Source organism: Anaerolineaceae bacterium oral taxon 439, assembly GCA_001717545.1.
GTDB lineage: Bacteria > Chloroflexota > Anaerolineae > Anaerolineales > Anaerolineaceae > Flexilinea.
The window spans coordinates 2,574,916-2,595,399 of the sequence record CP017039.1 but is presented as its reverse complement, the minus strand read 5'-3'; the positions used below and the strand labels follow the sequence as shown (position 1 = coordinate 2,595,399).

Annotated in this window: 18 protein-coding genes; 10 read left to right on the top strand and 8 right to left on the bottom strand. The window is 56.5% G+C overall.

Annotation, left to right across the window (positions count from 1 at the left end; genetic code table 11):
- The first annotated feature begins 45 nt into the window (after window positions 1–45).
- Window positions 46–834 carry a hypothetical protein gene (locus BEQ56_11490; GenBank protein AOH44530.1) on the top strand — a complete coding sequence of 263 codons (789 nt, stop codon included), beginning with the start codon at window positions 46–48 and terminating at the stop codon, window positions 832–834.
- Window positions 835–932: 98 nt separating this feature from the next.
- Here the strand turns inward: BEQ56_11490 and BEQ56_11485 are convergent, their stop codons facing one another.
- The gene (locus BEQ56_11485) at window positions 933–1,700 is read right to left on the bottom strand and encodes a hypothetical protein (GenBank protein AOH44039.1); all 768 of its coding nucleotides are present in this window, start codon (window positions 1,698–1,700) and stop codon (window positions 933–935) included.
- Window positions 1,701–1,816: 116 nt separating this feature from the next.
- Window positions 1,817–2,581, bottom strand: coding sequence for a hypothetical protein (locus tag BEQ56_11480; protein AOH44038.1), 765 nt, complete (start codon window positions 2,579–2,581; stop codon window positions 1,817–1,819).
- A gap of 196 nt (window positions 2,582–2,777) precedes the next feature.
- Between BEQ56_11480 and BEQ56_11475 the strand changes: the two genes are divergently transcribed.
- Window positions 2,778–3,536 carry a hypothetical protein gene (locus tag BEQ56_11475; GenBank protein AOH44037.1) on the top strand — a complete coding sequence of 253 codons (759 nt, stop codon included), beginning with the start codon at window positions 2,778–2,780 and terminating at the stop codon, window positions 3,534–3,536.
- Between the two features lie 12 nt (window positions 3,537–3,548).
- Here the strand turns inward: BEQ56_11475 and BEQ56_11470 are convergent, their stop codons facing one another.
- Entirely contained in the window at window positions 3,549–5,945 is a 2,397-nt protein-coding gene (locus tag BEQ56_11470) for a hypothetical protein (protein ID AOH44036.1), read from the bottom strand.
- Between the two features lie 278 nt (window positions 5,946–6,223).
- Between BEQ56_11470 and BEQ56_11465 the strand changes: the two genes are divergently transcribed.
- The 5 genes from BEQ56_11465 to BEQ56_11445 all read left to right on the top strand — a co-directional run bounded on the left by BEQ56_11465 (window position 6,224) and on the right by BEQ56_11445 (window position 10,271).
- A complete protein-coding gene (locus BEQ56_11465; protein AOH44035.1) occupies window positions 6,224–6,976 on the top strand; it encodes a hypothetical protein in 753 nt (250 codons plus the stop codon).
- A 106-nt stretch (window positions 6,977–7,082) separates the two neighbouring features.
- Complete coding sequence (locus BEQ56_11460) at window positions 7,083–8,438, top strand: hypothetical protein (protein ID AOH44529.1); 1,356 nt, start codon at window positions 7,083–7,085, stop codon at window positions 8,436–8,438.
- Between the two features lie 105 nt (window positions 8,439–8,543).
- Window positions 8,544–8,801 carry an addiction module antitoxin gene (locus tag BEQ56_11455; protein ID AOH44034.1) on the top strand — a complete coding sequence of 86 codons (258 nt, stop codon included), beginning with the start codon at window positions 8,544–8,546 and terminating at the stop codon, window positions 8,799–8,801.
- Window positions 8,798–9,061, top strand: coding sequence for an addiction module protein (locus BEQ56_11450; protein AOH44033.1), 264 nt, complete (start codon window positions 8,798–8,800; stop codon window positions 9,059–9,061). Before BEQ56_11455 ends, BEQ56_11450 begins: the two co-directional genes overlap by 4 nt.
- Window positions 9,062–9,290: 229 nt before the next feature.
- Window positions 9,291–10,271, top strand: a complete 981-nt coding sequence (locus tag BEQ56_11445; GenBank protein AOH44032.1) for a ribonuclease Z — start codon at window positions 9,291–9,293, stop codon at window positions 10,269–10,271.
- Here BEQ56_11445 and BEQ56_11440 read toward each other — a convergent pair.
- The 3 genes from BEQ56_11440 to BEQ56_11430 form a co-directional block, all read right to left on the bottom strand.
- A complete protein-coding gene (locus BEQ56_11440; GenBank protein ID AOH44031.1) occupies window positions 10,265–11,236 on the bottom strand; it encodes a hypothetical protein in 972 nt (323 codons plus the stop codon). The two genes, BEQ56_11445 and BEQ56_11440, sit on opposite strands and share 7 nt — an antisense overlap.
- A 163-nt stretch (window positions 11,237–11,399) precedes the next feature.
- Entirely contained in the window at window positions 11,400–12,389 is a 990-nt protein-coding gene (locus BEQ56_11435; GenBank protein ID AOH44030.1) for an ABC transporter substrate-binding protein, read from the bottom strand.
- A gap of 257 nt (window positions 12,390–12,646) precedes the next feature.
- Window positions 12,647–14,593: a permease gene (locus BEQ56_11430; protein ID AOH44528.1), complete on the bottom strand. Its 1,947-nt coding sequence runs from the start codon at window positions 14,591–14,593 to the stop codon at window positions 12,647–12,649.
- 229 nt (window positions 14,594–14,822) lie between these two features.
- On the opposite strand from BEQ56_11430, the gene BEQ56_11425 reads away from it, so the two are divergent.
- From BEQ56_11425 to BEQ56_11415, 3 genes are read left to right on the top strand one after another with little or no spacing between them, the layout of a single operon-like run.
- Entirely contained in the window at window positions 14,823–15,584 is a 762-nt protein-coding gene (locus BEQ56_11425) for a hypothetical protein (GenBank protein AOH44029.1), read from the top strand.
- The gene (locus BEQ56_11420; GenBank protein ID AOH44028.1) at window positions 15,581–17,041 is read left to right on the top strand and encodes a hypothetical protein; all 1,461 of its coding nucleotides are present in this window, start codon (window positions 15,581–15,583) and stop codon (window positions 17,039–17,041) included. Before BEQ56_11425 ends, BEQ56_11420 begins: the two co-directional genes overlap by 4 nt.
- Window positions 17,038–19,002, top strand: coding sequence for a hypothetical protein (locus tag BEQ56_11415; protein ID AOH44027.1), 1,965 nt, complete (start codon window positions 17,038–17,040; stop codon window positions 19,000–19,002). The genes BEQ56_11420 and BEQ56_11415 overlap by 4 nt, the downstream gene beginning before the upstream one ends.
- A 27-nt stretch (window positions 19,003–19,029) precedes the next feature.
- Here the strand turns inward: BEQ56_11415 and BEQ56_11410 are convergent, their stop codons facing one another.
- Window positions 19,030–19,239 (bottom strand): hypothetical protein, encoded by a 210-nt coding sequence (locus tag BEQ56_11410; GenBank protein ID AOH44026.1) that lies wholly within the window; start codon window positions 19,237–19,239, stop codon window positions 19,030–19,032.
- A 168-nt stretch (window positions 19,240–19,407) separates the two neighbouring features.
- On the bottom strand, window positions 19,408–20,469 hold the full coding sequence (locus BEQ56_11405; protein AOH44025.1) for a hypothetical protein: 1,062 nt from the start codon (window positions 20,467–20,469) through the stop codon (window positions 19,408–19,410).
- Window positions 20,470–20,484 lie beyond the last annotated feature (15 nt).

The following is a 20,484-nucleotide window of genomic DNA, read 5'->3' as shown; positions in this document are numbered from 1 at the left end:
AGTTTTTTAATCGACGCGGAGAGAAAGGATAACTGATTTATGAATATCATTGAACGAGCCATCGTGCGGACCCCTTCCGATTCCTTCTGGCAGGGCCTGACCCCGGGGCTGCTTGGAAAAGCGGACGCTGCTCTGGCGAAATCGCAGCATTCAGCCTATATCGCGGCGTTTGACGCGGCGGGAATTCCGGTTAAAACGCTGCCGGCGATGAACGATTTCCCGGACAGCTGCTTCGTTGAAGACCCGGCGATCGTGACGGATCGCGTGGCGATCCTGACGAACCCTGCGACAAAGAATCGGAACGGCGAAACCGCCCGGATCGAGCCGACAATCCGTGAAATCTACGGCGATCGGATCGAACGGATCGAGGCTCCGGGGACGCTCGAGGGCGGCGATATCTGCCGGGCGGAGGATCATTTCTTTATCGGCATCTCAAAGCGAACGAACCGGGCCGGCGCGGATCAGCTGGCCGCGATCGTAGCCCGGTACGGGTTTACGTATGATTTCGTATCCATTCTGGAGATTCAGGGCCTGCTGCATCTCAAAACCGGGATAAGCTATATAGGCGATCGCACGGTGATCGGCTTGGAGGCGATTCTGGCGCACCCGGCTTTTGCGTCGTACCGCCGGATCAGCGTCGATCCGGGAGAAGAATATGCGGCGAATTGTATTCGTTTAGGAGACGCGGTCCTCTTCCCGGAGGGCTTCCCAAAGACGCGGCAGCTGCTCATTGACGCCGGATTTAAAGTGACGACGATTCAGGTCAGCGAGTTCAGGAAACAGGACGGCGGCCTGAGCTGCTTATCGCTGCGCCTTCCGTCGTTGTCTTTCTGAACCCGTACGCGCGTACGGGAATTGATAATATGGGTGAAGTAAAAAAAAGCGGGTGAAAACCCGCTTTCTCTCTTGTTCGGAACCAGTCTTTTTAACTTTTATTGCGCGTCGGTGAAATACTTGTCGAAGAGTTTCTGATACTCGCCGTTTCCCTTTAATTTCGCGACGCCTTCATTGATCAGCCTGACCAGGTCTTCATGTCCCGGGGCGACGGCGAAACCGAGGTCTTCGCCTGAATACGGTTTGCCGACCGTCTTCAGCCCGCCGAGGGATTTGATGTATCCGGCCGCCATCGTGTCGTCGGCTAATACGCCGTCGATCTGGCCGTTTTTCAGGTCCAGATAAGCCAGGTCGATCGTATCATATTTCTTAACTTCCGCCGGGCCGTCGCCAGCGTCGACCCATTCCTGAGCCAGGATCGCGCCTGTCGTACCGAGCTGCGCGCCGATGACCTTTCCGGTAAAATCCGCTTTTTCAACCCATTCAGAATCTTCGCGGACGGTCATGATCTGCCCGATTGAAATGTACGGTTCGGAGAAGAGCATCTGCGCCTTGCGTTCCTCGGTAATCGTAATCGCGGAGGCGCCGATATCGAACGTTCCGTTTGCGATTCCGGTAATCAGGCCGTCGAAACTCGTGCTTTCAATTTCGATTTTGAAGCCCTGTATGTCGGCGATCGCTTTGATCAGCTCGATGTCAAACCCGGTTTCTTCCTTCGTCGTTTCGTCGATCATTTCGAATGGCGGCCAGGTCGGCTCCGTTCCAACGCGATAGACGGTTTCTTTCGGCTGCGTGAAGAACCAGATTCCAGCGATAACCGCGATGACGGCAAGGATAATCAGCGTCGTAATTAAACCTTTTTTCATTTTTAAATATCTCCTGCGTGATTCGTTTCCGCGTTTTATTATAACGAGAAACCGCTTAGCGCTCGCACTGCGTCGAAGATTCCGTACATTCGCTCCTGCGTCCTTCGCCTCGATCGTTACGTTTCGGAGTCGAAGTACTTACGATAGAGCTCGTCGAATTTCCCGTTCTCGTGAAGTTTTTTCAGCGCTTCGTTGATCTTTTCCGCGATTTCCGGCTTACTTCGGCAGATCGCGATCGCAATTTCCTCTTCGGAGTAGAGCGGCCCGACGATTTTCAGTCCGCCCAGCGTCTTAACGTAGCTTTCGGCCATCGTATTATCCGAGAGGACGCCGTCGAGCTGTCCGTTCTTGACGTCAAGGAACGCCAGATCGATCGAATCGTACCCACGGTAAACGCTCACACCTTCGGCTTCCCATTCCTGCGCCATGATTGCGCCGGTCGTCCCGGTCTGCCCGCCGACGATCTTTCCGGCGAAATCGTCTTTTTCCGCGAGATCGGAACCGTCGCCGACGGTCATGACCTGTCCGAGCTTGACGAGCGGATCCGAGAACAGCGTCGTTTTCTTTCGCTCTTCCGTGATCGTGATCGTCGAGGCGGCGATATCATACTGGCAGGTGGAAATTCCGGCGATCAGCGCGTCGAAGCTGACGTTAACGAATTCGACGTCGAAGCCGGCGGCTGCGCCGATTTCTCGGACGAGATCGGTCTCGAATCCGATAATTTCTTTCGTTTCCTCGTCGATCATCTGGAACGGAGGCCAGACAGGATCGGTCGCGACTCGGTAAGTAACCTTTTCAGCGCCCTTTTCTCCGGCGCAGCCCGCGATTGAAAAAACGGATAAGATGACCAGTATAATCGCCCATAAGGTTGACTTTTTCATACGAACTCCTTTCATTTATTGCGCTAACGAACTAAAGCGATAAAATTATTTTACCGGGATTTCGCTTCGTTCGGTTCCGGAAGCGCGAAAAGTCATGACCGTTCACGAAAAGAGAGCGGCTGGGAGGAAAAATTCAACCGGATTCCAGGTACACTTAAATTCAGGAATGATTTTTTTCATTCCAAAGGAGGTCAACATGAACCAAAGAAAAAAATCTGCCTTGGCTGGACGCGTCCTGATCGGAATCCTGATCGCGGCCGCGCCCTTCGTCGGGCTCATTCGCCATTCGCCGGTCTATTCACAAACGGACGCAACACCGAATTCGATCCCGTTATTGAGGACTCCAACGGTTCCGACGTTTGCTGAGCCGGACTTGGACGTGATCGAGCCGCTGTCAATCGATCTGGATAAAATCGTGGAGCAGGCGGCTTCGCTGCTCGAAGACCGCCTGAAAGCGTTGGAGGAGGAAAACGCGGCGCTGCGGGCGGAAATTACCGAGCTGTCGGAACGGCTGGATGCCCTCGAAGCGTTAGCGCGGTTCCCAACCGTGACCCCGGTCCCGGAGGGCACGCAGCAGCCTACGCTGACGCCGACGCGGACGCCGAATCCGTCCGGATATGACTGCGAAACGACGCTGCTGAGCCCGTATTATTACGGCGAATTCAGCCGCGGCGCTGAGTTTAACTTTACGATTCGAATTCGGAATACCGGGTCGAAAGAGTGGGGGAACGAAGTCATGATGGAATGGGTTTCCGGGCTGAAAGCGGAAAAAACGCCGATTTACGCCTACGCCCTTCCGCAGGGAACCGTCGCGATCGACGACGAAATCGAATATTCGATCGTTATGGTTGCGCCGGACGAGGTCGGGGGCGACGGGAAGTTTACGTCGGCGTATGCGCTGAAAAACGATCAGGAGACATTCTGCGAATTTGAGTACAATATCTTCGTCCCGTAGCGCTCCGGAGCTTCAGGGAAGCGTCCCAACGAAAAGCCGGTTCCCGGCCGCCCATATCGGCGTCGCCCGGTCAAAGAAGGTAAAAGCGGTCGCGGTTTCGTCCGTGGCGTCGCTCTTAAAGCGGTCGGGAACGAGGTAACGAACGAGGTTAAGCTTCAGCGTCAGATTGATCATCGATTGCCGGCTGCGGTCGAAAAGATAAAGCGAAGTGTCCGGCGCGTTGTTGACCTGGATATCGAAGAAGCCGCGGTCGGCGATCCGGAATGTCCGGAGCCCGTCCGCCGAGCTGACCGTTTCGACGAAATCGCAGTCCGGCGCATATCCCTTATAGTCGCAGACGTCAATTCCGCCGTTTTTTCGGAGCAGGAAAACGTCCGTCTTGATGATCTTGAAATCGATTACGTCGTACAGCGGCGGTCCCTTTGAGCCGAAGTACGATTCAGCGTCTGACCCGACGCCGCTTTTTCCAAGGTAAGGAACGCTTTGAATCGCGTTTTTCCCGGCGTCGAGAAGGTACAGCCGCCTGTTTTCGAATTGAATCGCGCTGATTTCGCCCCACCCGCCGACAGGGGGATGGATCGTCCCCGCCGCGCCTTGAAGATTCTGCGAACAGTAGAGAACGTTCGCCGTCCGGTCGACGCCGATCAGGATTCGATCGAGCGCGTTTTCGATCGGGAGGATGGTAAAATCGACGATCTTCCCAACCGAAATCGGATCGTTTTCTTCGGGATCAGCGTACGAAGGGTACGTTCCGGGGCCGCAGCGGAACGTACGATCTGCGAGAAAGCCTTTATCGCTTCGGGCGAAGCGTAAAATCCCGCCGCTCGTCCCGTCGAGCCCATAGAGGAAATCGCCGGCGGCTTCTAATTTAATCAGGTTGGTTTCGGCGGGAAGGAACGCAGCCAGCGCGTAATAGTAGCGAATCGGGATGCCGTTATCGAGCTGGTCGATCGATTCGTTCGCCTGGGCGCGAAGCTCGGACGCCGCGTTTGACGAACCGAATTTTTTCGCCTCGTCTAAAAATTCGATAACCTTTTCCCAGGCGGCTCGTTTCAGCGTCGGATCGTCGTAAGCGAGCGCGATTTTAGCGGAAGATACCGCGCCGCTTAAGTTGACGCGGTAGGAACTCTGATTCGAGTTCGACACGTACCACCCGATCACGACGACCCCGACGATCGCGGGGATCAGGATCGTCAGCGCGAGAACGAAAAGGACGTTTTTCAGCGGGACGCGTTTTCGCTTCGGCTTGGGCCCGCGAGCGGCGGGCGGGGCGGCGGGACACGTTCCGCGTTTCCTCCGTTCGGCCCGGACGCGTTCGCGGGCGCTCTGGAACGGCGCTCCGGTTTCTTCGTCCGGCGTTTCGCTCGGGCCAGTTTCTTCCAAGCGCGTCTCCGGTTCGTTGATTTCCGATCGGCGGCGCGCTTCGCTCTCGCCGATAAACGTCGGAATCTCAACTTTCCCCATCGCTTCAAGGCGCGTTCGGCGGTTTTCTTCGTCGGACGCCGCGTTATTTTCGGGAAGCGGTCTTTTCTGGATCGTAAACGGGAACGGGTCGGCGGGGACGCGAAGACGGAAAAGCGGTCGGTTGGAGGACGCAGGGACGGCGGGCCCGTTCTCTGGCGCTCTGGCCGGTTCTTCGGCGGCGCGGATCCGGTCCTCGATTTCGCTGATCTCTTCAGGGGTCGGCTGGTAAACGTCGTCCTCGTCCGGACCGGCGCCGCCGAGTTCAACCCTGGCGACGATCGGCGATTTGTACCGGTAGCTGATTTCGCCGTGCCCGACCTTAACCTGAATAACGGCGCATTGCAGATTCCCGTTCGCCTGATTCAGCAGGTACCGTATGACGTTGACCGGCGACGAGCTCATCGCTTCAAGGATTGACTGGTTCGTCCAGCCGCTCGGGACGAACGGGGACAGGAAAATAATATCGCCGGAATGAAGTTCGATTTGAAAAAAGCGGAGCCCTTCCGTTGCCTGACGAGCGCCTTCCGACGACATGTCCTGAAAATTCTGAACATGATCCGAGCAGACCACTGTCGTCGTTACCGGACCCGAATGCCCGACGAGCATTGTCCGATCGCGAATGACGGCCAGATTCAGAAGCACGTTTGGCGCTTCGCGATCGCGGAACTCTTTTTGCAGCGTGTCCGCGAACGATCTGACCGCGGCGGTGAATCCCATTGTAAACGAACCGCGAGCGGTAAAATAGGACGCAGCGATCAGCTCGTTCCATTCGGCGAGCGTTTCCGCGCCGACTTTCCCGTTTTCAATCGATATCAGGACGATCAGGAGATCGCTCGCCCGCGATCGTACGGCGTTTTTCGGCGCAGGATGAACCTTGAGTCCGGGGAGTTCGCCTAAGTTGCGTCCATATACGAGATGTATCGGGAGAATGTTGATATTGAACAACGGATCGTCAGTGCCTCCAACTGCCTTAAGCTTCAGCCTCGGAACTGGGTTTCGCGCGAGCCGGCTGATTCATCCTCATTTGTGCAAGGTTTACGCCAACGCGGCGTTCGTCCGCTTTCGGCTCGAAACGCACCCGCGCTTCCGGAGGAACCTCCGACTGGCATGACGCGAATGCGGTTGGGGGAGTTTTGGATTATGGTGGATTCGCGGGTTATAATCAAAAGGGAAGATGTGTGTAAGAAATGCGTCAGAAAAAACTACTTGAGTAAGAATAGGAAATGATTATCATGATCGATTTTAACGCTATCCGGTTCCCTGTCGAGGGAACGGTGAATCGGATCGTCCATTTCTCGGATACATTTCATCAATACGCTTTCTCGTTCGTCAGCCCCTTCGTCTATCAGCAGCCTGCGGAATATCAGAAAAAAGGCGCATTCCTGGTCGCGAGGTACAACCCGTTCAACCCGGACATCAATACGCCGGAGGAAATTTACGGAAGCTTTATCCCGGAAGATGAGTCGAAGAAGGTTCTTCTCGATAAAAAACGCAACCTGACCGCGCGGCGGGTCCACCTGTATTCGGCGGACGAAGAACCGCTCGGGGCGGTCGAAGTTCTCTATCCGAACCATCGCCTTTTTCGCTTCGTAACGACGTATCCGAACCGGATTTTCGACGCGGCGGGGACTCGGGTCGGCATTGCGCATTTTCAGCCGGCGCGGCATCGGAAATGCGTGTATTCCTGCGCGAAGGATTTTGATTGGGAGCGGTCATATTCGTTTGACGAGATGCGCGAGGCGGAGGAAGCCGGGAAGGCGGAGCTGCGGTTTTCATACGGGCTGCAGCAGAAAGAAATGGACTTTCGCAGCCGTCTGGAAGCCATGTTTTCGCCGAGTAAGAAATCGGAATCGATCCTGAACCAGATCGATATGCCGGTCGCTGTGGCGGACGATCGGGAGAACCTGCGCTACCTGTTGGCGATGATCGCGTTTTTCTGGACGACCGTGATCGATCTGCCGATTTTTGACAGTTGATTTTGATATTCCGTGCTGACGATGATCGCGGCGCAATAGCGCGGCGTAAAAATCGTTCAGACGGATCCGGCCTGGACAGACCTGCTGGGAGCCTGCGATGAACCTGATGATTAAAAAACCGGATCATTCGATGGCCGAGGGCGCGCCGCTTCGGCATATTCTCAATTTCTGTCTCCCGCTTATCGTCGGCAATGTCTTTCAGCAGCTGTATAACACGGTTAACGCGATTATTCTGGGGAATCGCGTCGGAAGCGAAGCGCTCGCGGCGATTGGCGTCTATAACCCGATTAATAACCTGCTGATCGGGCTGTTCACGGGGATTTCGACCGGCGCGACCGTCGTCGTGTCGCAGAATTTCGGCGCCGGCGATCGGAAAAAGCTGAACGAGTCGATTCTGATATCGCTCGTGCTGACGGTCAGCGGCGGGATCTTCGCGACGATTGTCGGCGCTTTATTTTCAAAAACGCTGCTGATCTGGACCGGGACGCCGGAAAACATTATGGCGATGGCGACGACGTATACGCGGATCATGTTCATGGGCCTGCTGCCGATGTTCCTGTTCAATATTCTTTCGGGGATTTTCCGCGGAATCGGCGATTCGTTTTCGCCTGTCGTCTATTTAATTATTTCGAACGTTATAAATATCGGGCTGCTGATCCTTTTCGTGTTCGGGTTGAAGATGGGGATCGAGGGCGCGGCCTGGGCGACCGTCAGCGCGCAGCTGATCGCCGCGGTTACAACGTTTATTCATCTCGCAGTCAAGCAGAAGGATTACGATATTCGGCTCCGCGGTTATCGGCTGAACTGGGCGCTGGGGCGGCGGATCCTGGAAATCGGAATGCCGGCGGGGCTGCAGACGTCGATTTTCTCAGTTGGCTTTCTCCTTCAGCAGAACCTGATCAATCAGTTCGGCTCGACAGTTATCGCCGCTTATTCCGCCGTCACCCGCATGGATCAATTCGTCATGCTGCCGATGAACTCGTTTGCGATCGCGATCACGACGTTCGTGGGTCAGAATATCGGCGCGAAACGGCTCGACCGCGCGAAGCATGGGATTAAAATGACGCTGATCCTGAGTCAGGGCGTGACGCTGGTTCTGGCGCTCCTGATTTTCTTCTTCGGCGATAATCTGATGTACATGTTTACCGGCGATCAGGAGGTCATTCAGGTCGGGCTGGAAATCCTGCGCGTCCTGTCGATCGGTTACGTCCTCGTCAATACCTACGTCGTGTTGAGCGGCGCCGTCCGCGGAATGGGCGATTCGGTCGCGCCGCTGATGGCGAGTTTTACCTGCAACGTCGTTATCCGCGTGTCGGCCGCGTATACGCTGGTCAGGATTCATCAGGATTATCGAATGGTCTTTTTATCGATCGTGATCGCCTGGACGCTTTGCAGCGTTTTCGTCGGCGCGTATTATAAAATGGGCTTCTGGCGGCGCTTCCTGCGGTTCCGAGCGGATTGACGGGCAGCGCGAGCCCTCATTCGATTGTATAGAAATATTGTAGTGTTTCTGTTTACAAAAGCTATAATTTTTTATAATTCTGGCGTAGTAGAAAGGAGCGCAGCGATGGCGCAGATTAATATTCGGGTGGACGAAACGGTTAAACGGAACGCGGAGAACGCGTGTGCGGCGATTGGGATGTCGATGACGACTGCGATCAATATCTTTTTAGTGAAGCTTGGGAACGAAATGCGGATCCCGTTCGAGGTCTCCGCCGATCCGTTTTACAGTCCGGAAAACATGGCGAGATTAAAGAAATCAATTTCTCAGATAGAATCTGGCAGAGGCATCGTGCATGAATTGATCGATGTTGATGTCATATGAAAAAAGTCTGGTCGGATGAATCTTGGGAGGAGTATCTGTATTGGCAGGCGCAGGATCGGAAGACGCTGAAACGGATTAATAAGCTCATTCTGGATATCGAGCGGAACGGGACGCACGGAATCGGAAAGCCGGAACTGTTGAAAGGCGACTTATCGGGGCTTTGGAGCGTTCGGATCGACGAGAAGAACCGGCTTGTTTTTTGGATCGCGGACGATACGCTTAAGATCGCGCAGTGCGGGACGCATTACGGCGGTCGGTAACGTGCGTCAGTCAATAAAAAATGGGCAATCCGGACATTCCGGATGAGGGGGTCACCCGAGAAGCCGTTGCCCGGTTAAATTGTAAATGATCTGGGGATTCCGCGCAAGGCGGAGTCCCCGCGTTTTATATATCGGGAATCGGCCCGGGCCCGCGGCGCCGGATACCGTCTTTGGTACAATAAACGGCGAGAGCTATTGAGAAAAATATCGGAAAGCAGAGAAAATCGGCTTGTTTGAACTGACATTTTTAGGCACATCGGCATCCGCGCCTTCGATTCAGCGGTCCTTGCCGGCGTTGATGATCCGCTATGCGGAGAATCGGTTTTTAGTGGATTGCGGCGAGGGGACGCAGCGGCAGATCCTGATGTCCGGGTTGGGATTCCGGAACCTGAATAGAATTTTACTGACACATGGGCATCTGGATCATATTCTGGGCGTCGCGGGGCTGCTCTCGACGATGATCCGCTGGGAATCGATGGACGCGATTCATCTGTATGGCGGACGCGAGACGCTGGCTCGGGTTAATGACCTGGTGACGAAAATCGTCTGCCGCGGGACGCGCGTCCCGGCGATGATTCAATTCAATGAAGTTGACCCGGATCGTCCGATCCTGGAAACGGCGGATTTCTGTCTGTCCTGTTTCCCGGTGGTGCATCGCGGCACGGATTCGTTCGGCTATATTTTCGAGCGCAAGAGCCGGCGACCGTTTTTACCCGAACGGGCGGAAGCGCTTTCGATCCCGCCGGGACCCTGGCGGCGCGAATTGGCGCTGGGAAACTCGGTTACGCTTCCGGACGGACGGGTCATCTCCGGGACGGAGGTTTTAGGCGACGAAATCCCTGGGACGCGGCTGGTCGTCGTTGGCGACTGCGGCGAGCCGCGTCGGCTCGTCGATATTGTTCGCGGCGCGGACGCGCTCGTTATCGAGGCGACCTACCTTGAAGAAGACGCCGATATGGCGAAGCATTATTCGCATTTGACCGCGCGCATGAGCGCGCAGCTGGCGAAGGACGCCGGGGTCGGTCGGCTCTTCCTGACGCATGTTTCGCGCCGGTACCGCGACCGCAATATCCTCCGGGAAGCGGCGGCGGTTTTTCCGAATACGGTCGTCGCGCGTGATTTCGATACTTTTCGAGTTCCGAAAGGCGCGGAAGACAGCGACCGATCGTCTGAATCGGACCGGCCTTCCCCGGCGATTTCAAATCAGTAAACCGTATTCGCGGCGTCGAGGATCTCCTTCGGATACGTGTAGCCGATTTCATCGGCGTAAGCCTGATTGATAATCAGGTCGGTATCTTCAAGCTTTTCGACGGGAAGATCCGCCGGGGTTGCTCCGTCTTTCAGGATCCTGACCGCCATCGCTGCCGTTTGCAGGCCTAATTTATAGTAGCTGATACTGATCGTGGCGGCGGCGCCGGACTCAACCTGGCCTTCTTCGCCGCCGACGATCAGGAGTCCTTTTTCCTGTGCGACCTGGACGAGGTTGGGAATCGCTGAGGCGATCGTATTATCGGTCGGGACGTAGAAGATATCCGATTTCGCGGCTAACGAAGTCGCGACCTGCTCGATGTCGTTGACCGAAGTTACGGTCCCGAATTCGACTTTGAAGCCCGCTTCTTTCGCGTACTTTTCGGCCTCTTTGGCCTGGACCTCCGAATTGACTTCGGACGAGTTATAGATGATCCCGATCGTTTTCGCTTCCGGGAGGAGTCGCCGGCAGAGGTTAATCTGATCTTCGATCGGGCCGATATCGGAGACGCCGGTCACGTTCAGTCCCGGCTTTTCCCAGCTCTCGACGAGGCGCGCTGCGACCGGATCGGTTACAGCGGTGAACAGGATCGGAATCGTGCTGGTCGCCGAGGCGACGGACTGCGTCGCGGGCGTCGCGATCGCGAGGATCAGGTCGACGTTATTCTTAACGAAACGATCGCTCATCGTCATCAGATTCGACTGGTCGGCTTGCGCGTTGCGGAAGTCGATTTCGATATTTTCGCCGTCGACGAATCCGGCTTCGGCTAACCCGTCGACGAATCCTTTGTATGCGGCGTCCAGCGCCGGATGTTCAACGAGCTGAAGGACGCCGATTTGGATAGCGTCGGTCTGGGCGAACGACGCGAACGGGGTCAGGATCGCGAGGCAGAGCGCGAGAATCAGGGTAAAGACAGCTTTTTTCATAACGTAGCTCCTGAAAAGATGAACTTGTAAAATGCGGGCGCGCGAAGCGTTCCCGCTTAACGATTCGTTTCCCTTATTTTACCACCATAAAGCGTTACAGTGCAAAGCGCTAAAGCGTCAGGACTGAATCTTCGATCCGATCCGCGCGGGCGCTTTTATTTAACTATTCTTTCCCGATTCTGATCGTGGCTTCCGCGAGAATTTCGGGCGGGAAAGTATAGCCGATCGCTTTCGCGGTATCAAAATTGATCATCAGATCGGTATCCTGAAGCGTCTCAACCGGCGTCGTCGCAGGTTCGCTTTCACCGTTCAGGATCTTCGCCGCCATCGCGCCCGTCTGCAAGCCCAGCTTATAGTAATCGAGCCCGATCGTGGCCAGTCCGCCTTCTTCGACCATGCTCTGCGCTCCGGCGATGACCGGGAGCTTTTTCGCTTCTGTGACCTTGGCGACATTCGCCATCGCCGAGGCGAAGGTATTATCGGTTGGCAGGTAAATCGCTTCGACGTCGTCCGAAATCGACGTTAAGACCTGCTCGATATCGTTGACCGAGGCGACCGTCCCGAACTTTACTTCCAGTCCGATCCGCCTGGCGGCCGCTTCCGCCTGTTTGGCCTGGATTTCTGAATTGACCTCCGATGAATTGTACAAAATCCCGATCGTTTTAGCCTTGGGAACGAGCGCGGCGATGAGTTCGATTTGCTCATCGATCGGGCCAGCGTCGCTGACGCCCGTGATATTCGTTCCCGGCGCTTCGAGCGTTTCGACGAGACGGGCTTCGACCGGATCGGTAACGGCCGTGAAAACGATCGGGATTTCGGTCGTAGCGGCGGCGACCGCCTGAGCGGCCGGGGTCGCGATCGCGAGGATCAGGTCGACCTTATTCTTGACGAAACGTTCGCTGATCGTGACCATGTTCGACTGGTCGGCCTGGGCGTTCTGAAAATCGATCGTCAGGTTTTCGTCCACGACAAATCCGGCTTCCGCCAATCCTGCGACGAAGCCTTCGTAGGCGGCGTCCAACGACGCGTGTTCAACGAGCTGCAGGACGCCGACGCTGAAGCGCGATTCAGCGTCCCGTGCGCTGGCGAGACCGGCGGACAGCGAAAGCGTCAAAACGACAATCAACACAGATAAAATTCTCTTCTTTAACATGGTTCTCTCCTCTATTGAACGGAATCGGTTCCCGGAATAAAAAAACCTCCTGCCCGTGCAGGAGGTCGCTTATCCGGTTGGACGAGCAAATCTATCCGCGCTGCACAGGTTTCAGCCGGCGATCAAAGCCAAAAAAGAAAAAGAAATGTGCGAATGCGATCGATTTGTTCATGTCTCCGTTTATATCACTTTATTCCGATAAAAGATTCCTCCCGGCGGAAAGAATATGACAGCCAATTTTTCCTTGGATAAACCGGCTATTTAATTTCGTTCAGGTTAAACGGAATTTCGGTAACGACGATTTTCGGGAACCCGATCAGCGCCTTTCGCAGCACGTCCGCGTTATTCGCGTGGAGAAGCGAGCCGCCGACGGCGTCGCTGATAAAACGCGGGACGAGAACCGTAAGGACTTCGTCGGGAGCTAACGCGTTGGCGCGGTCGGTGATAAATTTCAGGATCGGCGTGAGCAAGTGCCGATACGGCGAGGGCAGCACGATCAGCGGATCGCCGTCGCTCCATTTCTCCCAGCTTTGGCGCATTTTTTCGGTTTTTTCCGGGTCGATTTCGACATGAACGACTTCCAGCTCCGGCGCTAAGGTTTTCGCGTAATGATACGCTTTCAGCGAAGACTGATGCACGCCGCTCAGGAGCAGGATCATATGATTCTTATTAATCTCGACCGATCGCGATACCCCATGGCTCAGGGACAGGCTGCGCGCGACCCAGTCATAATGACGTTTGATCCGCGCGAAGAGGACAACGAGGAGCGGCGTCAGGATCAGGATCACCCATGCGCCCGAGGTAAATTTTGTAATGGCGAAAACGAGCGCGATCGCTGCGGAGGCGGCCGCGCCGACACCGTTGGCGATCATTTTGAACGCCCATTTTGGATCGTACGTCAACGGATTCCCATGCGTCTCGATCGATTCGCCGCTGGAAAGCCGCCCGCTCTTTCGCCATCGCTTCGCCATGCCGAACTGCGAAAGCGTGAACGAGAAGAAAACGCCGACCGCGTACAGCGGGATCAGGCGGTTGACGCTGGCCTGAAAGAAGAGGATCAGCGCGATCGCGACGATCGACAGGAAAATAATTCCGGACGTGAAGACGAGGCGCGTTCCTTTCCAGGCGAACCGGCGCGGGAGGAATCCGTCCTGCGCGAGGATCGCGCTCAACCGCGGAAACCCGGCGAACGCCGTATTCGCCGCCATGACCAGAATAATCATCGTGGCCCCGACGGTAATCAGGTAGAGCAGGTTTTTTGAGCCGTAGACCGTGCGCGCGAGCTGCGAAATATTTCCTTCCAATTCGGAAGGAACGGCCTGCGCGCGGAAACTCAGGAAGGAAACCGCGATCAGCAGCACGCCTAAAATCGTCGACATCATCATCAGCGTCTGGCCTGCGTTTTTCGTCCGCGGTTCTTTAAACGCGGTGATCCCGTTCGAAATCGCTTCAACGCCGGTCAGCGCGGTCGTTCCGGTCGCGAACGCCTTCAGGATCAGGAAAAGGCTGACCGCCTGAAACCCGCCGTCGATTTCCAGCCGCGGCGGATCGACGACCGTCCCCAGCGATCCGGTAAAAAATCGGAAGAATCCGATCAGGACCATCAGGGCAATCGCGCCTAAAAAGATATACGTCGGGATCGCGAAGACGATTCCGGCTTCCTTGACTCCGCGTAAATTGATGAGCATGACGATCAGGACGAAGACAACGGCGATCCAGACGCGGTACGCGTAATATTCGGGAAAGATCGAAGTAATTTGCGAGACGCCGGAGGAGATCGAGACCGCGACGGTCAGAATATAATCGGTCAGCAGCGCGGCCGCGGCGATCATCGCCGGAACGTCGCCCAGGTTATCGCGGGAAACGATATAGGCGCCGCCTCCGTTCGGATAGGCGTGGATCGTCTGTTCATACGAAATTGTCAGCAACGCCAGCAGCGCGACGGTCAGCAGTGTCAGCGGCATGATGAAATTGAATCCCGCCGTTCCCGCCGCCGCCAGCACGAACATCATCTCCTGCGTCGAATACGCCATGGACGATAACGCGTCGGAAGCGAAGACGGCCAGGCCGACGCCTTTCCCGATCGTCTCATGCGCCAACGCTTCGGTCGCTAACGGCTTCCCGATGAGGAGCCGTTCGATGATCGCGAACGGGCGCGGTTTTTCCGCTGTCGCTTCTGACAGCTGATTTTCGGTTTTATTCATGTTTTTACCCCGGAATGCCGGGAAAAAGCCCTTTCTTTTTCGCTTTTTTTTCAATTTCCGGCGGATTTTCGCGGTTTTTTCCCTTTTTCGCCGGATTTCAACCTGTTCTTTCAATCCATTATAAATCCGACCGAAGCGTGCAGAACCGCGATTATGATTCGTCCGATCGGTCTTTCCCGGATAAAAGCGAGTAGAAAAACGTGTGTAAGAAGCGGCTATAATTGGGAGCATGGAATATCTGTTGAATTTCTTCGTAAAACGTTGGTGGCTGACGGCGCTGCTGATCGCGGTTGGCGGGATCGCCGGCGTCTTTCTTTCAGATTTATCCGCTCCGGTTTATCTCGCGAGCGCGGCGCAGTCGCTTTCGGTCGATTTTTCGGCGACTGGGGCGCTTTCCGATCTGGACGTCGATCGTATGATCGCCGCCTGTGAAGATGTCGCGGTTTCGGCGGAGGTTTTGAATGGCGTGTCCGCGAAAACGGGGCTCCAGCCGGCCGCTTTTCGGGCGATCGCCTCGGTTCAGCGTACGAACGACCGCATGATCCTGTCAGTTCGAGGCTCGTCCGAGGTTGAAGCGTTGGTTCGGGCGCAGCTCTGGCTGGAATCGACGTCGGCGGTGCTGGCGGCGAAGGTTCGCTCTGCGCTTCAAGCCGACGCCGCACGTTCGGCTTTGGCGGGGATAGTCCGCTGCGGGCTGGATTTAGCCGCGGAACCCTCCTCGAAACGCTGCGACCTGAGCGGCGCGGCGTTGGACCGGGAGATCGAACGGTTGAGCGCGGAGGCGGCGGATTATGAACGGCTTAGCGCGGGGGTTTCATCGGCGCTTCGGTTTGGAACGCCGGATTTTGACGGGATTCGAATACGGCGGCTGACGGGAACGCGCGCGGTCTTCGCGCTTTGCGGCGCGATTCTCGGCGCGGTGGCTGCGGCTGCCGTCGCCTGGATCGCTTCGCTGATCCGGCGCGAACGGGAGCTGCGGACGGGCGCATGAACGGTCGAACTTTTGTTGTTCGCTGGAGCCGGCTGTGGCCGATCGTCTGGGCGTCTTTTTTCCTGCTGTTGCCGGTGACCTCCATGCCGCTGATCGTTCGGCTGGTTGGGTCGGACGTTGTCGCCGCGCCTTCCGGGCTGATCGCGGGGGTGTTGCTGATTGGGTGGCTGTTTCCGCGTTGGATCAACGGGCGCTTGAAATTCGCTTCAACCGCGGCGCCGATTTTCCTGTTCGCGCTCGTCGCCGTGGCGCTGACGTTCGCGCGGTTCCCCGGCTCGGAAGGAGTTTTTTATAAAAACGCGTCCCCGCTGCGCAGCGCGCTGAACGCGTCGCTGACGTTAGCGATTGGATTGATCTTTTTTCTGACGGCAATGGCATATTGCCAGACGCCGGATCGGATTCGCGCTGCGATGCGTTGGATCAATTGGAGCGGGGTCATCGTCCTGATCTGGACGCTGCTTCAGGCAGCTTTCTGGTATACGCGTCAGGGCTATCCGGGTTGGATGCGTCAGGCGCAGTCGGTTTTTTCGGTCGGAACGCTTTTCCGCCAGCGTTTCGTCGGATTTACGCTGGAGCCGTCCTGGCTGGCGCATCAGCTGAACCTGTTGTACCTGCCTTGGTGGCTGGCGGCGACGGTTCAGGGAACAACCGCGCATGACTGGCGGCGCGGGCGGATGACGATTGAAACGATCCTGCTGGGCCTCGGCGCGGTGGTGCTGTACCTGACGTTGTCGCGGGTCGGACTGGCGGCGTTTGCGCTGGTCCTGAGCGCGCTCGCGATTGGACGGAGCTCTTTTTCGTCCGGTCGGGTTCCCGATCTGGCGGCGAGAAGACGGCGGCGGCTGCGCGTCCTGGCGTTGATCGTCCTGCTTCCGGCCGTTGGCTTTCTTGTGCTTTGGACGCTGACGCGGCTCGATTATCGAATGCGCGAGCTGTTTACGCTGAATTTGAGCGGGCGGTCCGACGCGGCGGCGTATTTGGCTGAGAAACTGAGCCTGGCTTCGCGCTTCGTGTATTGGGAAGCTGGCTGGAACGTTTTCTCGGAAAAACCGATCATGGGCGCAGGGCTGGGACAGGCGGGGTTCTATATTTCGGACGTGCTTTCGCCGACTGCGCTGCGGCTTGTTGAAGTTCGGGACCTGCTTTTTCGATCTGAAACGCTGCTGAATATCAAGAGCTTCTGGATCCGGCTGCTGGCGGAAACCGGCGTGATCGGGTTCGCCTTGTTTGCGAGCTGGCTGATCTCGTCGTTCGCGGCGGCGCGGCGGCTGTCCAGGAACGCGGCGCCCATTTTGCGGTCTGTGGGATTGGCCGCCTGTTTTACGCTGATCGCGTTTTTAATCGAGGGGTTCAGCGTCGATACGTTCGCGCTCCCGTACCTTTGGGTCAGCGTCGGGATCAGCGCCGGGGCGTCGCTCGCCGCTTGTCCCGCCCTGGATCGGAGGGACGACGCATGAAGCTTCGGCGTGGCGCGGCGGTTCTGATGGCGCTGATTTGCTGCCGGGCCCTGGGACTGACGGAGGGCCGGTCTGTTTCGGCCGCATGGGATCGTCCCGCCGCGGTTTTTCCGGCGGCGTCGGAGAGCGACGGGGCGTTTGATTGGGAAGATCTTGCGCTTCGTTATGGGAAAACGACGGTCCCGCTGCGGACGCTCGTTCCGCCGGACTGGAAAATCGGAGACCGGCGCATTTTCTACATTATCGACTCTGATAACTCGGAAACGGTCGAGGCTGACGGCGAGATTGTCTGGATCGGCGATTCGCTCGTCGTCTGGCTCGATCGGGATTTGAGCCGGAAGCTTCCGGAAACGATTGTGGAGGGGCTGCGCGATTTTGACGAGCGGGTAGTTCCGCTGATGCATCAGGTTTTTGGGTCGGAAGCGTCTCCCGGAATTGACGGCGATCGGCGAATTCATGCGCTGATTACGAATAAGCTCGGGCGCGGGATCTTAGGCTATTTCTCTTCGCGCGACACGGTTCATCCGGATATCGTCCCGAAATCGAACGGGATGGAGATGTTCATGCTGAGCGACGAGCTTCTCCGTTATGACGGAGCGCGAATCGTGAATACGCTGAGCCATGAGTTCCAGCACATGATCCATTTTTTTCAGGATGCGAACGAAGGCTCGAATATCGACGAGGGCTTTTCCGGCTTCGCCGAAGCGTTTACGGGCGAACGGTTCAGCGACATGTACGAGAACGCGTTCTTCCGCAATCCGGATACGTCGATGACGCTCTGGCGGACGGAACCGTCGGCGATCCCCAACTATGGCGCGTCGTACCTGTTCGTTAAATACGTGAGCGAACGATTCGGCGTTGAATTCCTGCGCCCCTGGGCCCTGGCGCAGGGGAATAACCTGGACGGTCTGGACGAAGCGCTGGCGGCGGTCGGCTCGGAGCTAAGCGCCGACGACGTCTATCTGGACTGGGTCAAGGCGAATCTGGCGCTGCTCTTCGAAGAGCGGACGGAGAACGGCTACCTTTCGCTCGATCGCGCGCCGGTTCCCGACCGTGCGGCGTCGATAACGGAGCTGAGCTGTGAAAACGGGACGATTTCGGGCGAGACGCTTCCGTATGGAACCCGTTTTTTCAGCGTGGGCTGCCGCGATGGCGGCGCGCGGATCAGCGTTGCGTTCGAGCCGACGGTCCCTCTGACCGCGATCGCCGAATCGAACGATGGACCTTTCTTCTGGTCCGGGGCGGAAAACAATTCGGTTGCGTCCCTGGAACGCGTCTTCAATCTTCCGGGGGACGCCGTGCCGATCCGCTTCTCGTTCTCGATCCGTTATGACCTGGAACCGGATTATGATTATTTATACCTGTTGGCGTCGATTGACGATGGGGCGAACTGGCGGGTTCTTCCGCTTCCGGGCGGACAGGAGGACCGGACTGCCGAATTCAGTTTGGGGAACGGATTGAGCGGACGGAACGGAGACTGGGAACGGATGGAGCTCGATATCAGCGAGTTCGCCGGGGAGCGGCTGACGCTTCGATTCGACGTTATCACGGACCAGGCGGTCAGCGGCGACGGGGTTCTTCTGGACGATTTTCGGATCGATGCGATTGGCTATGAAGACACGGTAGAGGTGGGTGAAACCGGAAAAACGGGCTGGAGGACGTCGCGGGACGGGTTTATCGTCGCGGAAAACCGGCTCCCGCTTCCGTTTGGAGTGGTGGGCCGCGTCCTGCCCGCCGGGGCGGCGGATTCAGCGTTGGAGCTGATCGAAAATAAAAAAGATCCGCTGTATTGGACGGAAAGATCCGCTCCCGACGTTCCGGTTCGATTTGACTGTTCGTTTGCCGGTTCTGACGGGGAGGAGGAGCCCTGCGTCTTCGGCGTGACATCGATGAACCGTGCGTCGCGCGTGGCGGGAAAATTCACGATTGAAATCTCCCGCGAAGCGGATATTTCTGATTGAGACGAAAATTCCCCGCGCTGCGGGGCGTTAATTCTGGCGGCGTTCGGCTAAATCGTTCTGCATTTCAGTTTTATAGGCTTCCGCGGCTTTATTGAATTCGGATAGAACGTCCTGGGTCCGATCCTGAATCTCGTCGAACCATTCCGTCCGTTTTTTCGGCGAGAAAATGATCGTTGCCGCGATCCCGGCGATCGATCCGATAACAATTCCGGAAAACAGTTTCGCGAGTTGTTTCATGTCGTTGGGCTCCTTTTTCTGGTTTTTTTTAAAGCGAGTTAATTTTCGATCTTTTTATAACCTTATTTGTGGAAAACTAAAAAAGTTTTTCAAGTCTTTGAAATCATTTTAATCGATTCTTTGGTTTTCATGAGCCGCGTTGGATGAAACGATGAAGAATGCCGTTGATCAGCGCGTTGGGCTCCGACGCCATTTCCGCGGAGGCTTGACCGGAACGACTTTTTCCACCGAGGAAAGGAGATGCTTCGCGCGCGCGTCGAAGAGACCGGGAATCGATTCAAACGCGAAGAGCGGATCCGGCGATTCAGCGACGACCGAAGCCGCCGCCACGCCGCCGGCGAGCGCCGGAGCGAACTGATACGTTTTTGCGAGGACCCCGACCATTCCACCGCAGAACGCGTCTTTCAGTCCGGTCCGGTTCTCCGCCTTTCCAAAGCCCGTCGGGATCTTCAGCGCTTCGCCGCGTCTCTGATCATGGAGATAAACGTCGTCATTTCGGAAAACGGCTGCCGCGTCGACGCCAATGCCGCAGATCGTTCGAAGCTGGTCGGGGAGCTCCCGTATGGGCGAGTTGCTGAAAAGCGATTGGAGGTCGCTCTCGTCGCAGAAGAGCACATGCAGTCCGCCGACCAGCGATTCAATCTTCGGGAGAAACTGCGGGATCATGTAATCCGGATTGACCCGCAGCGTGATACGCTTCGCGCCTTGTTGACGGAATTCCTGCGGGATGATGGTATGCGTCAGGAAATCCTGCGGGCAGAGATGAATCATCGTCGCGTCCAGATAATCCGGTGGAATATCGCGGGGGATGATCGTTTCGTCGCTGCGGAGAGTGAGCTGCGAAAAGGTTGGCTGCCTGAATTCATATCCGAGCAGCGCTTTCGGGAGCGGAAGGCGTTCGGACGCGAAGTGAGCTAACGGATGCGCATAGTCTTTTTCATGATTCGCGTCATAATGAATAAAAAAGCGCTGATCGAACGCCTCGATCGCGCGTTTGACGCCGCGGAGATCGATCCCGAGCGCTGAAAGCGAGGCAAGAAACGCTTCCGGATAATCGCGCCCGACGCGGGAAATGAGGCCGAATTGGCGGTCGGAGAACTGCTGGCCGATGGCGCTGTAAAAAAGATGTCCGCCGGGAACGTGGTTAAACGCTTCGCCTTTCGGCGAAATAATATAGTCGATCCGGAATCCACCGATCAGGATAACTGGTAAGAACGGCGCGATCGTCACGGTAGTCCCGTCTGG